The 14,538-nt window shown below is 47.1% G+C and carries 12 protein-coding genes; 7 read left to right on the plus strand and 5 right to left on the minus strand.

Annotation, left to right across the window (positions count from 1 at the left end):
* Positions 1–217 precede the first annotated feature (217 nt).
* Positions 218–1,153 (minus strand): alpha/beta hydrolase fold domain-containing protein, encoded by a 936-nt coding sequence (locus TSUB_RS17360; protein WP_087020345.1) that lies wholly within the window; start codon positions 1,151–1,153, stop codon positions 218–220.
* A gap of 354 nt (positions 1,154–1,507) precedes the next feature.
* On the opposite strand from TSUB_RS17360, the gene TSUB_RS17365 reads away from it, so the two are divergent.
* The gene (locus tag TSUB_RS17365; protein ID WP_087020342.1) at positions 1,508–2,125 is read left to right on the plus strand and encodes a sugar O-acetyltransferase; all 618 of its coding nucleotides are present in this window, start codon (positions 1,508–1,510) and stop codon (positions 2,123–2,125) included.
* A 78-nt stretch (positions 2,126–2,203) separates the two neighbouring features.
* Here TSUB_RS17365 and TSUB_RS17370 read toward each other — a convergent pair whose 3' ends face one another.
* A complete protein-coding gene (locus TSUB_RS17370) occupies positions 2,204–2,668 on the minus strand; it encodes an NUDIX domain-containing protein (protein ID WP_087020339.1) in 465 nt (154 codons plus the stop codon).
* A gap of 208 nt (positions 2,669–2,876) precedes the next feature.
* Between TSUB_RS17370 and TSUB_RS17375 the strand changes: the two genes are divergently transcribed.
* From TSUB_RS17375 to TSUB_RS17385, 3 genes are all read left to right on the plus strand, one after another.
* Positions 2,877–3,332, plus strand: coding sequence for a dCMP deaminase family protein (locus TSUB_RS17375; RefSeq protein ID WP_087020336.1), 456 nt, complete (start codon positions 2,877–2,879; stop codon positions 3,330–3,332).
* Between the two features lie 121 nt (positions 3,333–3,453).
* Positions 3,454–4,386, plus strand: a complete 933-nt coding sequence (locus TSUB_RS17380) for a LysR family transcriptional regulator (RefSeq protein WP_087020334.1) — start codon at positions 3,454–3,456, stop codon at positions 4,384–4,386.
* A gap of 743 nt (positions 4,387–5,129) precedes the next feature.
* Complete coding sequence (locus TSUB_RS17385; protein WP_087024871.1) at positions 5,130–7,040, plus strand: methyl-accepting chemotaxis protein; 1,911 nt, start codon at positions 5,130–5,132, stop codon at positions 7,038–7,040.
* Here the strand turns inward: TSUB_RS17385 and TSUB_RS25210 are convergent.
* Positions 7,027–7,155 carry a hypothetical protein gene (locus TSUB_RS25210; protein ID WP_281422941.1) on the minus strand — a complete coding sequence of 43 codons (129 nt, stop codon included), beginning with the start codon at positions 7,153–7,155 and terminating at the stop codon, positions 7,027–7,029. The genes TSUB_RS17385 and TSUB_RS25210 overlap by 14 nt on opposite strands.
* On the opposite strand from TSUB_RS25210, the gene TSUB_RS17390 reads away from it, so the two are divergent.
* Positions 7,154–8,857, plus strand: coding sequence for a pyridoxal phosphate-dependent decarboxylase family protein (locus TSUB_RS17390; protein WP_087024868.1), 1,704 nt, complete (start codon positions 7,154–7,156; stop codon positions 8,855–8,857). The genes TSUB_RS25210 and TSUB_RS17390 overlap by 2 nt on opposite strands.
* A gap of 196 nt (positions 8,858–9,053) precedes the next feature.
* On the opposite strand, the gene TSUB_RS17395 is transcribed toward TSUB_RS17390, so the two are convergent.
* Together TSUB_RS17395 and TSUB_RS17400 are read right to left on the minus strand one after the other, a co-directional pair.
* The gene (locus TSUB_RS17395; RefSeq protein ID WP_087024866.1) at positions 9,054–10,955 is read right to left on the minus strand and encodes a leucine-rich repeat domain-containing protein; all 1,902 of its coding nucleotides are present in this window, start codon (positions 10,953–10,955) and stop codon (positions 9,054–9,056) included.
* A 189-nt stretch (positions 10,956–11,144) separates the two neighbouring features.
* A complete protein-coding gene (locus TSUB_RS17400) occupies positions 11,145–11,519 on the minus strand; it encodes a VOC family protein (protein ID WP_087024863.1) in 375 nt (124 codons plus the stop codon).
* 443 nt (positions 11,520–11,962) lie between these two features.
* Between TSUB_RS17400 and TSUB_RS17405 the strand changes: the two genes are divergently transcribed.
* Both TSUB_RS17405 and TSUB_RS17410 read left to right on the plus strand, forming a co-directional pair.
* Positions 11,963–12,580, plus strand: a complete 618-nt coding sequence (locus TSUB_RS17405) for an NAD(P)H-dependent oxidoreductase (protein WP_087024874.1) — start codon at positions 11,963–11,965, stop codon at positions 12,578–12,580.
* Positions 12,580–14,523, plus strand: a complete 1,944-nt coding sequence (locus tag TSUB_RS17410; protein ID WP_087024861.1) for a cation:proton antiporter domain-containing protein — start codon at positions 12,580–12,582, stop codon at positions 14,521–14,523. Before TSUB_RS17405 ends, TSUB_RS17410 begins: the two co-directional genes overlap by 1 nt.
* The last annotated feature ends 15 nt before the right edge of the window (positions 14,524–14,538 follow it).

Below are 14,538 nucleotides of genomic sequence, written 5' to 3' on the forward strand. Positions count from 1 at the left end.
CTTCTGTGCTCGCCTGATCAGAAGAGATGGTAAATGTACCGAATTATGGGTCGTCATTTTGCAATACGATGCAAGATGACAACATTTACAACCATACCAACAGAGTGATATGGCTCATACCCTGACTTTTGTCTTTCCGCGAGCTGGCAGCGTAGGTCACGCTGTGGGCATCAGTCTAACGCGAATGATTATTGGCCTCAAGCTTTGTGGCGATGCGTTATGGCTGATTTAGAAAGCGACTAATGGTGCGATATACCTTATTGCACTGGTCGGGTACCAAAGATTGCAAGTTTAGAAAGCCATGGATGAGCTGGGCGCATTGCACTTTTTCTGTCGTGACACCGGTGAGCGTTAAGCGATCAGCATAGGCGATACCTTCATCGCGGAAAGGGCAATAACTTGCTGTGATGACTAATGAGTCGGGAACCTCGGGCGTAATGACACCATAAAGCGGCGACGCATTGTAACGGTTATCCGCAGGATGGAAATAGTCATCATAGTGCTGTTTTATGGTTTCAGCACCCATCCAAAAATACCCACTGTTCTGACTGACAGAAGGCATTGCAAGGGTGTAATCCAAGGCTGGATAGATCAAAACTTGTCGATAGAGAGGGGTGTCTCGTTCATGTTGAAGCTGCTGAACAACGGTGGCGATTAACGCACCGCCAGCACCCTCACCGATCACGGAGAGTTGCGGCAGATAGCTGATCTCAAGTTGGTTGAGGATCTGCTCCGATTGCTTGACCGCAGTATAGACGTCTTCGAGCGCTGCAGGGTAACGTGCTTCTGGCGCAAGGCGGAACTCTGGGGCAATAATGATGTGGTTAGTGTAATAGGCGAGCTGTCTGCAGATATTATCGTAAACGACAACGCTGCCCGTGACTGGCGAGCCACCATGCGCGTAGACAGCAACAGGTAACGCTTGTTCAGGATTGGGGTGATAGACCCGCACTGAGACATTAAAACAATATCCCGATGCGGTGCACTCCACTGCTTGCGGAAAGGGTGTAAAAGCAGGGACATATCGGTTGGTCACCGTGCTTAAGGTTTCTCTTGCGCTGATGGGTGTGGTGGGGAAACGCGTTTTTTGACGGTTTAGCGACTTGAGTTGAGCCTGATGCAAGAAATCTTCTATTGCTGGTAACGGGGACATTATCACGAATCCTTATGTGCATAACGTTTGATATATCTTATTCCTATTAGTTACTAAATACATCCAGAGTGATATACAGGTGTGCCTAATAGCGACCTACTGCACAAAAACCTCGAAACATTAGAGTTTGTTAATGTAAAAGGGTGGCAGTGCCACAATTTTGCCTATGGAGTTAGACAGTTAGTTAAGAGTGTCTCAAAGTTGGGATATGGGCAGTGACGGACTATTGACCCATTTAATAACAGGTTGTTAGGTTTAAAAACCGACATTGAGCTAGGCGAATAAAGTGAAACTCCGCTTGATATTGGCGTGAGTTTTTCAAGGCAAAAACATCTAGAGTAAGGAACAGAAGCAATGCAGAAAAAACTGGAAGATTTTAGTGTCACCTATTTACTTACTCGTGATTTTCTCGATGCGCAGTTGGAAATGAAAGAAAAACTGTATGACTTTAACCACTCTCGTCCGAAAGACCTCAAAACACGCCAAGACGTATTGCGCGACATTTTAGGCGGTTACAACGGTGTACATATCGAACCGCCGCTGCATTGTGATGTGGCGTCGAATCTCAGCTTCGCGCGAGGCGGCTTTGTAAACAGTGGGCTTGTGGCGCTTGATATGGCACCGATAACGATCGGCGAATGGGTGATGATTGGTCCGAACGTGCAGCTTATTGCGGCAACGCACCCCGTGGCATTGGCTGAGCGAGTGAAACCTTATGGGTGCGGTGAACCGATTAATATTGGCGATAATGTATGGATTGGTGCGGGTGCTATCGTGATGCCGGGTGTCACAATCGGTAGTCGGTCGATAATTGGTGCAGGCAGTGTTGTTGTGAAGGATATTCCTGAGGGCGTTATCGCTGTCGGAAACCCATGTAAAGTGATTAAAACGATTGATCATGGTGAAATGCCATCTGAGGAGGAGATCAATCAGATGTACCTCGATCTTGGCTTCGAACCGGTGGATTTTTAGCCGTAAGCTGCTCCGTTGGTGCTGATTTGAAGAAGTGTTGCCACGGTTTGCGTAAAAGCCGTGGCAAAGGAACGGTGTTTAGTCGACGCCTTCAATAAAGCTGCCTAGGTGCAGGCTGTAGCGGTTTTCTCTCAATATATCCCAGACTTGGTGTTTGAGCTCTTCGGGATAGACTTTGACTTTTTGAATGTCATCTCTGCTTAACCAATCCGCACCGAGGATAAATTCCTCATCGGTTAGCCCTGTCAGGTTGTCATGGCTCACTTCGCCTTGCCAGTCCGTGATGCGGTAAAAGAACTCCGCGTGATAGCGTTCTTTGTGAGTTTCGAGGAACTCTCGTGCAAATAGGAAAGCGCCCACAGTGACAGAAAGTCCCGTCTCTTCTAGAAACTCGCGTTTCAGCGCATCCCGAGTACATTTATCTTCATCTTCTAATCCACCGCCTGGTGGAATCCAGTACTCGCCAGAGTGATCCTTCACTTTGAGTAATAAAATCTTACCGTCGTTTTCTAAAATGCCTGCCGCGCGAATTCGATGTTTCACAGTGCTACCCTTTTATTGTTCGCATTAGATGTTAGCAGTTTTTTAACACAAGGATAAAATCTATTCTCATTCAGTCGCTTGGCGTTTGTCTTGCCTATGTTGTTGTTTAAATACAACTGGTCTCGGCTAATTTCTTGAAGTCAAGCAGATTTACGTTATTATGTTGGAAAATTACAACGTGATAGTTATCAGAATTTCAGGAGAAGGTATGGTCTCGAAATGGGCACGTCGATTCTACCAAATGGCGGAATTGGTCGGTTCTTGGAGCAAGGATCCCTCTACGCAAGTCGGGGCAGTGATCACAAAGCATAACCGTATTGTGTCTGTTGGTTTTAACGGTTATCCCCATGGTATTTCAGATAGCGCTGATAAAGACGAGCGCGAGATGAAGTACCTAAAAACGCTGCATGCAGAGGAAAACGCGATTCTGTTTGCAAAGCGTGATTTGGATGGCTGCGAGATCTGGGTAACACATTTTCCTTGTCCGAACTGTGCCGCAAAAATCATCCAAACGGGCATCTCTCATGTGCATTGTCCTGAGCAAAGTGCTGATTTCTTAGCGCGTTGGGGGGATAAGATCAAAGTTAGCCAAGATATGTTCTTGCAAGCAGGGGTAAAAGTGGATTGGTTGCCGTTAGCTGAGTTAGAGAATGACAACAATTAGCCTTATCCATATGGTGGCTTGAGTATAATATCTATAGTGGAAAGCGTGCCTTCAATATAGGCACGCTTTTTTGTTGTGCAGATGACTTTCCATTAACCCAGTAAACCAAAGCGGTGAAAACATGCCTAAAAGTGACGATCTGATCCTATTTTCCCGCGTTGTCGAGCTGGGGGCATTTAGCAAAGCTGCCGACGAAGCGAATGTCACCCATTCGGTGGTCAGTAAGCGGATTGGTCGATTGGAAGATGAGCTGGGTGTGCAGCTTCTGTATCGCACCACACGCCGTTTAACCTTAACAGAGGCAGGTCAAGCGCTCTACGAGAAAGCAAAACTGGTTCGCCAGATGACAAGTGAAGCGTTCGATCTTGTCTCGGGTTATGGGGAGCGACTGAGTGGGCGTATTCGTCTGTCAGTCCCTACCATCTCCGGTGAGCTGTTATTGGCCGAAGCGGTGGCGGAGTTTTGTGCCGAACATCCTGGGTTAAGCGTTGAAATGTCGATGGATAATCGATTTGTTGATGTGATTGAAGAGGGATTTGACCTCGTTATCCGCACAGGTTATCTCGAAGATTCCAGCCTGATTGCTCGGCATATATTGGACTCTTACTGGGTGGTATGCGCAGCGCCACACTATATTCGCACCCATGGCGCACCCACTGAACCTGAGCAGTTAAAAGATCACAACTGTCTGCTCTATGACTATCACACTTCTGGCGCGACAGAGTGGGCCTTTAATGACGAAGAGGGTGAGCGTGTCGTTCGCGTTTCTGGCTCCTTGTCGACCGACAATACAGCCGCACTTCGTCAGTCTGCCCTTGCGGGGTTTGGAATCATCTACGTACCAAGGTGTCTGGTTTATCCCGACATTGAATCTGGTGCGCTGGTCGAGCTATTTGAAGGCAAAGTCGCGAAGTGTCTTGGCGTGTATGCGCTCTATCCCTATACCCGACAACCGCCCTTAAAAATCCGTCTACTCATTGAGCATATCCGCAAACGGTATCTTGATTTAGCGCCCTACTTTGCCGAGAGGCAGGGTATATACTCAAGCCACTAGTCGCTTCCCTCTAGCGAGCTTTCTAGGCTCGCTACCTTTGATACTGCTTTTTGATTTAGTCCACTAGATCTTCAAAGCCGTGCTTCGATGGCAAACCTAGAAACTCTCGCTGAACAAGTACCTTGAAGTGGCTTGAATATATAGGTGTTTTGACGAAATGCACATTTTCATTCAATAAAATGACTCCGACAAATGTGATTTATTATTCTTTATTTGTGAATTTATTTTCAGGGTGTGTGTCTGACATTTTTTCATTGGTATAAATAGAATGAATTTAACCCCCATGTGGTTCACACTATTTGAATGTGGACAAAAAATATTAGGAATGAGTAACCGCCACATTTTTTATTTTATTTGTATTATCAATGTATCTATCCCTGTCTTAGTTTGAATCTTCATTCCTTTAAGGGATGATAAATTGATCGAATAAAGATCATATCTAATGAATTTTAATCAGCATGCTAACTCTATGTTAATAGTCAACCGTGTCGCGTGATGGTTTTGTAGCCAGAAGACGCTGTATTGTCGTGTAATCAATACGTTACATTGATGCTTTGTATGCTTCACTTAGTAAGGTAAAGCTGTTTATAATCGCCCGCCATTTCTATTAATAAAAATTTATGGCAAGTCATTTTTATTTATTCACACGTGTGAGCAAATTATAAGTTACCTGTTTTATTAACTGTACTTTTGGTCGTTTTACCACTGCGTTTATATTAATTGACATTGCATAAAGGAAGCACATGAAACTCGGGTTTAAAGCAAGAATCAATGTCGCGGTGACTTTATTGGTCGCGGCGTCATTAAGTATCCTTGGTCTTGTAAATATTTCTACTTTGAAAGAACAGATGGTGACTGGGCTGACGCAAGCTACAGTAGACCGTTTGAGTTTTTATGCGGATGAAGCAGAAGTATGGATGCAAGAGAGGTATGAGCATATCGATCGTAGCGCGTCACATTTTAGTTTGAGTTTGACCGAAACGGACAACTTACGCTACGTACGATTGCTCGTAGATTCAGGTCAGTTGTCGAATGTGGCGGTTGCGTATGAAGATGGCCGAACTTATGCCGCGCATGGTGGAACGAACGGTGTGTTTGATGTCTCCGATTTCTTTATTAATCGCGAGTGGTATCAAAATGCCAAGCGTCGCCAATCTACGGTCATCAGCGCGCCTTATGTGGATGTGGTCAGCAATGAAACAGTGGTGAGCATCAGCTCGCCAGTGATGTCGATGGGGCGCTTTATCGGCGTGTTAACGGCCGATATCTCTATCACTGAGGTGACTGAGGGGATCAGTAATTTTCGCTTTGCTGGCGGTGCGGCGACGTTGACTGATCACAATCATGTTTTTATCGCCAGTGACGATCCGACCGATATCGGTAAAACCCCGTCACAAGTCTTACCCGCTTGGCGATTTATCGAAGACGCGTTCGCGAGCCAAACGGAAGGTCTGCTCGCCATTGATTATCTTGGCACCATGATGTCGGGGTACTTCCAACGTATTGATCTCAATGATGGTAGTTATTGGACACTGATGGTGTTCATTGATGATGAGACGGCAATGGCTGGGGTCAAGCAAGCAACGTGGCGCGCAGTGTTAACCATCTTGATTCTCATGTGCTTGGTGTCTGCCGCCATCATTGCCATCTTGAATAAGATTTATCGTCCTTTGTTAAACCTCAAGGGCGCAGTACAAGATTTGGCTTCTGGCAGTGGTGATTTAACCCAGCGCCTTGAGGTGAAAGGAGATGATGACCTTGGGCAAATCAGTGAAGCCTTTAATCAGTTCGTCTCGAATGTGCAGTACATGATCCAACAGATCTCTCAATCTACTCAAGAGATTTCCACCAGTATTGAGCAACTCAGTCAATCTGCAAAACAGAGTGAGCAAAAGTTAACGCATCACTCGGTCGAAACTGAGCAAATAGTCTCTGCGATGCTGCAAATGAGCGAAGCGTCAGGCTCTGTTGCGCTGAATGTCAGTGAAGCAAATCAAATCACTCAATGTGCGGGTGAAGAAGCGACAAAATCTCAGCAGGTGGTTGATAGCGCGGTGAGCAGTGTGACCTCATTACTGGCTGAGTTTGATGTGATGGCTGCCAACATCGACACCATGAACAAGGACGCGAGTGAGATTAGCGCGGTGTTATCCGTTATTGGTGATATTGCAGACCAAACGAATTTGTTGGCCTTGAATGCGGCGATCGAAGCAGCGCGTGCAGGCGAGCAAGGTCGTGGATTTGCCGTTGTCGCCGATGAAGTGCGCGCGCTTGCGGGGCGTACACAACAGAGTACCTCGGAGATTGGTGACATTTTGAATCAGCTCATGTCTGGGAAGGATGCCGTAGTTGATGCCATGGAAACCACGCGTCAGCGTTGTCAAAGTGCGGCGACCAACACATCTGATGTGAATGTGAGTTTGAATAGAATGAGCCAAGCGGTGGTGGATATTGAGCAGTTGAGCACGCAAATATCGACGGCGGCTGAAGAGCAAAATGCCGTGACACAGGAAGTGAATAAGAACATGCATGCGATTCGCGATATTGCTGACAATTTGCTTACCGATGGTCAGCACATCGTTGCGGCCACGGATGATCTCGCGCGAGCAAATGAAGCGCTCAATGCGATGGTCTCAAAGTTCAAGACGCTTTAACCAGCCTTATGACGGTGACACAGGTTGCCGTTTCTTTCTGAGGTGGTGACTTGCCTTCTTTCTCAACAGAGGTCGCCATCTCTTCGCTACATAAAATACATTTAGGTAGATACATGTCTAATTCCTGTCTTTCGCTGCTTCAAAATAAAGAAGCAAACCAACTCAATAGTGCCTTTGAACGTTATTACAACGAAGCGTTTGCTGATTACTTTTCGCGAGACCCCAATAAGTGGCCAGTGTTCAATGAGCCTGGCTTTGCGGCGATTCACAATTTTAGGCAGCAGCGTTTATCGCCTCATGAGCGTATTGCTGGGTATCCGAATGGTGAAGCGTTGCATGCGCAGTTAGTGGGCGATGCGTCGTTGTCACAAGGCCGCATGCGACCGAGTGGTCAGCCGGATGAAATGTTGGCGTTTGCCGCAGCCTTGTCAAAAGATTGGGAAAACCCGTCTTCGGTGGAAAATGTGGTGACCATGCCTGCCGACCCCGCGATTTACGGCTCTATGATGGGAGCAATGGCGAACCCGAATCTTGCGTATAGTGAATATGCGGGCATGGCTGATCAGTTGGAGAAACATGTGATTCGCCAAATCGCGACGCATGTTGGTTATGATCCTGAACAGTCGACGGGCTTGTTTACCCAAGGTGGCACTTTCTGCAACTTATATGGTTACTTGTTGGGTTTGCGTAAGTCGCTACCGACGGCCATTCATCATGGTATGCAGTCAGTACCGGATTATCGCATCATTAACTCGCAAGGTGGTCATTACTCCAATATGACCAACTTGTCGCTGCTGGGTGTTGATATTAAAGAGAAGACGATTCGCATTAAAGTGACGGATAGCCACGACATTGATTTTGATGATCTTGAACGTCAAATGCGTGCCTGTTTCGCGGTGAAGTGTTTGATTCCCACCATCATGATCACCATGGGAACGACAGATACCTTTGCGGTAGACAAAATCAAACCCGTGTATGACTTGCGTGAACGTTTGTGCGAAGAATACCAAGTCCCCGTGAAGCCTCACTTGCATGTGGATGCGGCGGTAGGTTGGTCGATGATCTTCTTCCTCGATTATGACTTCAAGCGTAACCCGTTAGCCATTAATGAAGTCACGCTCGCAGGTATTGAGCGCACCGTCGCTCGTGTTCGTGAGCTGAAGTATGCCGATTCCTTTACGGTGGACTTCCATAAATGGGGATATGTGCCTTATACGTCGAGTTTGGTGATGATCAAAAACAAAGACGATATGAAAGCGCTAGAAAATGAGCCAGAGAACTTCTCGTACTTTGAGCACGATCTGCAAGGTCAAACGCACTTACAGTCAACGATTGAGTGCTCTCGTGGTGCTGTCGGCGTTTTTGGTGCTTATGCCGCGATGAAATACATGGGCATTGAAGGCTATCAAATCATCCTTGCTCACTGTTTACAGAACGCAAACTATTTCCGTAGCCAGTTACTTGAGTTGGGGAACGTCAAATTGATGGTGCCAGAAAATCAGGGGCCAAGTGTCGGCTTTCGTCTTTACAACCCTGAGTGGGTCAACGATGTTAATGCTGAGTTTGCCAACGAGCAGCAGTGTATGAGTAATGAAGCCTACATGGCGATGTTAGCGCGCAACAGCAAATGGCACCGTCAAATCTTCAAACAGCGCGGAAAAGTTGGTTTGTACACCAATTGGGTTGAGTTTATTTCTCGCTCAGCGTACAACCCGTATGGCAAATATTCCTATATTCCGGGTGAAAAAGCGGTCTTTATGAACCCAGCCACAGGACGAACCCAAATAGATACCTTTGTTAGTCGCCTGATGGGCTAAGTGTATCGCTTCCCAAAGGGCGAGTTTTCTAGGCTCGCCACCTTTGTTACTGCTTGTTGATTTAGTCCACTAGACCTTCAAAACCGTGCCTCGATGGCAAACCTAGAAAGTCTCGCTGAACAAGCACCTTGAGGTGCTTTGAGTATAGAAGGCTGCCGTGTTGGCAGCCTTTGCTTTAGGTGCGGATAACTGGCGGTTAGGCGTCTGGGAATTTGGGTCTTAGCGCGGTATCACAGACCTCAAAGTGATTGTCTAGATGTTCGTCGAAGAAAGCGACGAAGGGATCTGGGCTGTCATGCTTATCTTTTATTTTCTGCACCGCTTCCGCCGCTAGATTGTGATCATAGGCGAAAAGGCAGAACAGTTTTCCCAGTTCGATATCTGTGATTTCCGTGCCGGACATATCAAGCAGGGCGATGTCGCTTTGTGGTGTTGTCACCAACTGAGTCAGTGGGTTTCTCGCTATCATGAGTACCTCAACTTTTGTGTCAGGGACTTCAAGAAAGGCGATTTGGTTGTCATTAAGATAGAACCGCGCTTCTTTATTGGGGTCTTTGTTCACAGGTAAGGTGACGTGCTCAAGTTGATTCTGATTCAAAAACAGGCGTCGAATGTTACTGAGTTTATGGCCTTCAAATCGACTGAGTTGATTGTGTGAGAGATCGATAGAGAAGAGGGAACGGTCGGCCGCGACATCGAAGGTAGCGAGCTGATTGTGTTGCAATGAAAGGGTGTCCAAATAAGGGTAGTCGGTCAGCGAGAAGGTCGTGATCCCCGCGTTGTTTGCGGTTAGGGTGCGAAGGTATTGGCGCGGTGTGATTCGCTCTAGTACCAAGTTTGTATTGCTGATGTCCAAATCCCTTAATCGCATTGCTTCATGGAACTGTAAGCCGTCGACCTTGGTATCTGCAAGGTGCAGCAGGGTGATATTGGGGTTTTGGCTTAAGTCTAAACGGGCTATTGCCGTATTGCTGACGAACAAGTCTTCCAGTTGACCATTGTTGGTGACATCGAGATGACGTAATTGGGTATTGTCACTGATATTGAGAGAGTAAATTTTGTCTAGTTTGTCTATATCAAGCAGACCAAGCTGATTGCCATGTACGTCCAATGATCGAATCTGCGAATTTTGACTGACGTCGATTTGCGTAAGTTGATTGTTAGCCAAGTTCACATATCGAAGGTCCGCAAGAGGGGCGAGTTGAATCTCGGTGAGTTGATTACCTACCAGTTCAATACTACTGAGCTTTAGGTTGGCGTTGAGATCGATGGTTTTAAGCTGGCTGTCGTTTAGCGTTAGCTGTTTAAGTTCAGACAATGGAGAAAGATCAATCTCTCTGATCGCGGTGTTTTCAATGAACAATTGATTCAGCGTTGCGTTTTCACTGACGTCGAGCGACTGCAACTTATCTCCGCGTGTGATGCTCAAGTGGTTAAGCTCAGGCAGTACATTGAGATCAAGGTGTTCAAGTTGTGAAGAGTGCAGTATCAGGGCGATCAGGTTAGGGACTGTCCGGGTATCTATGCTGGCGAGTTTTTCTGATTGGCTGCGAAAAACACGAAGATTGGGGAGATAAATGAGGTCATCGGTTCGGGTGATTTCATAATCATAACCACATTCAACACGCTCCAGTGTACTTAACGCATCGCCTTCGGGTAGCCAGTTGTTTATGCAACGTGCAAGTTCTGGGTCTACAAACGTCACCTCATCCATGCGTGATACGTAGGGTTCAACAAACAGCGATACCCTATCGCTCGCGGTCTTGCCATGACTATCCGCTACCGTGACTTCGAACTCTAGTGTCGTGGTTTGCGGCAGGTTATCAGGGGTAGCAATTGAAAGGTAAGGGTTAGAAGGATTGTTAATTGCTACTTCTGGGCCAAGGGTTTGTTGCCAATGATAAACTAACTTTTTGGTTTCTTTGTCTTTGCCAATCGCATGTAAGCGCACGGTATTGCCGCTCATGCTGCGCAAATCCTCGCCTGCGTTAACCGTTGGCGGTGTTTTCGATTCAAGCTTGCCATCGCCACTACTGCTACCACATCCGCTGATCATCGCGACACATATGGCAGAGAGGGCAATTCCTATCTTTTTCATAGACGTCTCCTTGTGAGTGAGCGGTCAGAATAAGACGGTATGCAAATCGATTCTGTTATCCTTTGTTCGTAATTTGTACGTGATTAATTAATTGAGCGCATCGCCGAGATGACTTGGTCTCTCGGCGATGCCTATGATGAGATAGCACCCCATGCGGTCTAGAGGGGGCTAGACGGGGTAGGAAATGATCTACTGCTCGGAATGAAAACCAATCATGTTACCGTCAGGGTCGGAAGCGACGACGATGAAACCAAACTCGCCAATCTGCATTTTGGAACAAACCACTTTTCCCCCTGCACCCTCAATACGCGACTCCTCCTCTGCGCAATCTTTGCAATTGAAATAGACCATGGTGGAATTTCCTCCAGCGTCTACGCCTTGCATCTTGCAGATAGCGCCGGGCGCACCCATTTCTCCGTCCGTCCAAGGAAAAGCCCACATCTCGGGCATGTTGTCTGAAAACGCCGGGAGTTGAGAAAGTTCTTTTGCTAATACTGTTTGATAAAAGGCTTTCGCTTTCTCTAGATCATTCACATAAATTTCAAACCAGCCAACCATGTTCATTGCTTTATCCTCACTTTACGTAATGCTCTTAAGTGTAGAGTGCACTGGGTGAATATACTCAAGTAACCTCAAGATGCTTGTTCAGCGAGAATTTCTAGGCTTGTCAGCAAGGCACTGCTTTGAAGGTCTAGTGGACTAAATCGAAAAGCAGTAACAACGGTGACGAGCCTAGAAAACTCGCCCAAGGGGAAGCGCCTAGCGCCCCGATTTCTGCGTTAAAGGTATTTGAAAGGGGAACCCATTCCTTCACACCTTTGCCTTGAACTCGACGCGCTAGTTCGCTTCTGAATCCAGTATCTTGAGGTTACTTGAGTATATAAGCTTCTTGATATTGCGACGCTGACGCGATTGTACCGTTGGTTATGTCGCAACATTGCTATTTATGATTGGTTGCGCTTAGATAATGAAATTCAATGGAGTTTTTGAAAGGGAAGGCGGTTACTATGGCAACGAAAAGGGTACTTGTCCTGTATGCACATCCTTCGCAGCATCGAAGCGAAGTCAATTTTCCATTACGGCAAGCGGCGCAAGAAGTCGAAGGAGTAACCCTTGTTGATCTCTATTATGAATATCCGAATTTTGATATTTGCATCGATCGCGAGCAAAAGCGCCTGCTTTCCCACGATGTGGTCATTTTTCAATTCCCTCTTTATTGGTACTCCACGCCTTCGATATTGAAGGAGTGGCAAGATTTGATTTTGGAGTATGGCTTTGCCTACGGGCAGGAAGGTACTCAACTTCACGGTAAACCCTTTTTGTGCGCGCTATCAGCGGGAGGGAAAGCAGAAGCATATCGCGCAGATGGCTATAACCACTTTACGATTGGCGAACTTTTGCAACCTCTTGAGCAAATGGCGAACCTGACCGGTATGGTTTACTTGCCACCCTTTGCGATTTTTGGATCGCGAACGGCCGTGGAAGATAAGCGAGTTGCAGGCCATGTTGAACAATATCGGCAGCTGTTACATGCCTTGGTCGATGACAAGGTAGACATCAAGGCGGCGCAAGCTCTGCCAATACTGACCGACAATCTGCGCAACTTCATCAAGGATGGTGCCTAATGACTAGTTACTTCATTCAAGCGTTTATTTACCTTGTTGCGGCCGTTATTGCGGTACCGTTAGCGAAGCGATTTGGGTTGGGCTCGGTATTAGGGTACTTGATTGCGGGCACAGTGATTGGCCCGGTGATTGGTCTGGTGGGTGAAGAGACGACAACGATTCAGCATTTTGCTGAGTTTGGCGTCGTTATGATGCTGTTCTTAGTCGGTTTAGAGCTTGAACCACGCATGTTGTGGGGCATGAGAAACCGCTTACTCGGGCTAGGGGGGCTGCAAGTCGGTTTAACGGCCGCGATAGTGATGGGGATAGCGTTGGGTTTTAACCAGCCATGGTCTATTGCGCTCGCGATAGGATTGATTTTCTCACTCTCATCTACCGCCATCGTATTGCAGACATTTAATGAGAAAGGACTGACTAAAACGGAAGGTGGTCAGAATGCCTTCTCTGTTTTGCTTTTCCAAGATATCGCGGTTATCCCGATGCTTGCCTTTATTCCGCTCCTAGCGCTACCTGAGTTGATCGCACAAGCGCAGCAGGCAGTGCACACTGCGGCAGATCATCATGAAGAGTTGAGCCTAGTAGCGGGGCTGCCGGGCTGGGCCTATGGTTTGGTGATCACGGCATCAATCGCGGCAGTCGTGGTGGGCGGACACTTCTTGAGTCGTCCACTGTTCAAATTTGTCGCGGGTTCAGGGTTACGCGAAATCTTTACCGCAACGGCATTGATGCTGGTGGTGGGTATTGCGGCACTCATGAGTCTGGTGGGCCTCTCTCCGGCACTTGGGACATTTATCGCGGGTGTGATGCTTGCCAATAGTGAGTTTCGGCATGAACTAGAGTCAAATATTGAGCCATTCAAAGGATTGTTGCTTGGGCTGTTTTTTATCACTGTGGGGGCTGGCATTCGGTTTGATGTGCTGTTTGGTGAGTTCTTTACCATTATTGGTTTGACGTTGGCAGTCATTGCACTAAAAGCGGCGGTGCTGTTCGTGCTGGCGTTGATCTTCCGCATTAAAGGCAGTAACCGATGGCTATTCACTTTGAGCTTGGCGCAAGCGGGTGAGTTCGGCTTTGTACTTTTGAGCTTCTCTACACAAAACCATGTCTTGCCAGCAGAGATTGTGCAGACCTTATCTTTGGTGGTTGCGCTATCCATGTTCCTCACTCCGGGCTTGTTTATCTTGTTTGATAAGGTGATTCTGCCGCGATATGAGCGACAATCGAATCAGCGTGAAGAAGATGTCATCGAGGAAAAAGGCACAGTCATCATCGCGGGCATCGGGCGTTTTGGTCAAATCGTCAATCGTGTGTTGGTGGCAAATGGGGTAAAAACGGTAGTGTTAGATCATCAAGCAGACCAAGTGGATAACTTACGTCGAATTAATACGCAGGCGTACTTTGGTGATGCGACTCGGCCGGATCTCTTGCACACCGCTGGTGTAGAAGAGGCTGCAATGGTGGTGGTCGCGATTGATAATCAGGAGGCGTCGGTCGAATTGGTGAAATACCTTAAACATAGCTTCCCTAAAGTGAAAGTCTTGGCCCGCGCGTTCGACCGTGGTCATGGTTACCAGTTACGTCAAGCTGGTGCTGATGTGATTGAATCAGAAACGTATCATTCAGCGCTAGAGTTGGGGGCGGCGGCGATGCGTGAGTTTGGTCAGCATCCATTCCTTGTCGAGCAGCAAAAAAATGCCTTTAAACGTGCGGAAGATGCACAGTCTGACGAATTGTATGCGGCTTGGAATGATGAATCAGAGGGCAGTGAGCGCTACGATAACAATTATGTGAAGTTGTTTATGGCGTTGGAAGAGAGGATTAAGCAAGCGATGGCTTTTGATCGCAGTGATGGTCATTCGATGGCAGAACGCAGTTGGACACCGCCGCCTAAGGGATACGCAGATCAATTCAGTGAAGATGATCCTTCCTCCAAAGAGTCATGAAAGAGAAACGGGATG

Source organism: Thaumasiovibrio subtropicus (assembly GCF_019703835.1).
GTDB classification, from domain to species: Bacteria; Pseudomonadota; Gammaproteobacteria; order Enterobacterales; family Vibrionaceae; genus Thaumasiovibrio; species Thaumasiovibrio subtropicus.

What these genes read in the sequence shown, in the direction of transcription:
- TSUB_RS17360 (WP_087020345.1), bottom strand. Translation starts at nt 1,153, where the DNA reads ATGTCCCCGTTACCAGCAATAGAAGATTTCTTGCATCAGGCTCAACTC.
- TSUB_RS17365 (WP_087020342.1), top strand. Translation starts at nt 1,508, where the DNA reads ATGCAGAAAAAACTGGAAGATTTTAGTGTCACCTATTTACTTACTCGT.
- TSUB_RS17375 (WP_087020336.1), top strand. Translation starts at nt 2,877, where the DNA reads ATGGTCTCGAAATGGGCACGTCGATTCTACCAAATGGCGGAATTGGTC.
- TSUB_RS17380 (WP_087020334.1), top strand. Translation starts at nt 3,454, where the DNA reads ATGCCTAAAAGTGACGATCTGATCCTATTTTCCCGCGTTGTCGAGCTG.
- TSUB_RS17385 (WP_087024871.1), top strand. Translation starts at nt 5,130, where the DNA reads ATGAAACTCGGGTTTAAAGCAAGAATCAATGTCGCGGTGACTTTATTG.
- TSUB_RS17390 (WP_087024868.1), top strand. Translation starts at nt 7,154, where the DNA reads ATGTCTAATTCCTGTCTTTCGCTGCTTCAAAATAAAGAAGCAAACCAA.
- TSUB_RS25210 (WP_281422941.1), bottom strand. Translation starts at nt 7,155, where the DNA reads ATGTATCTACCTAAATGTATTTTATGTAGCGAAGAGATGGCGACCTCT.
- TSUB_RS17395 (WP_087024866.1), bottom strand. Translation starts at nt 10,955, where the DNA reads ATGAAAAAGATAGGAATTGCCCTCTCTGCCATATGTGTCGCGATGATC.
- TSUB_RS17400 (WP_087024863.1), bottom strand. Translation starts at nt 11,519, where the DNA reads ATGAACATGGTTGGCTGGTTTGAAATTTATGTGAATGATCTAGAGAAA.
- TSUB_RS17405 (WP_087024874.1), top strand. Translation starts at nt 11,963, where the DNA reads ATGGCAACGAAAAGGGTACTTGTCCTGTATGCACATCCTTCGCAGCAT.
- TSUB_RS17410 (WP_087024861.1), top strand. Translation starts at nt 12,580, where the DNA reads ATGACTAGTTACTTCATTCAAGCGTTTATTTACCTTGTTGCGGCCGTT.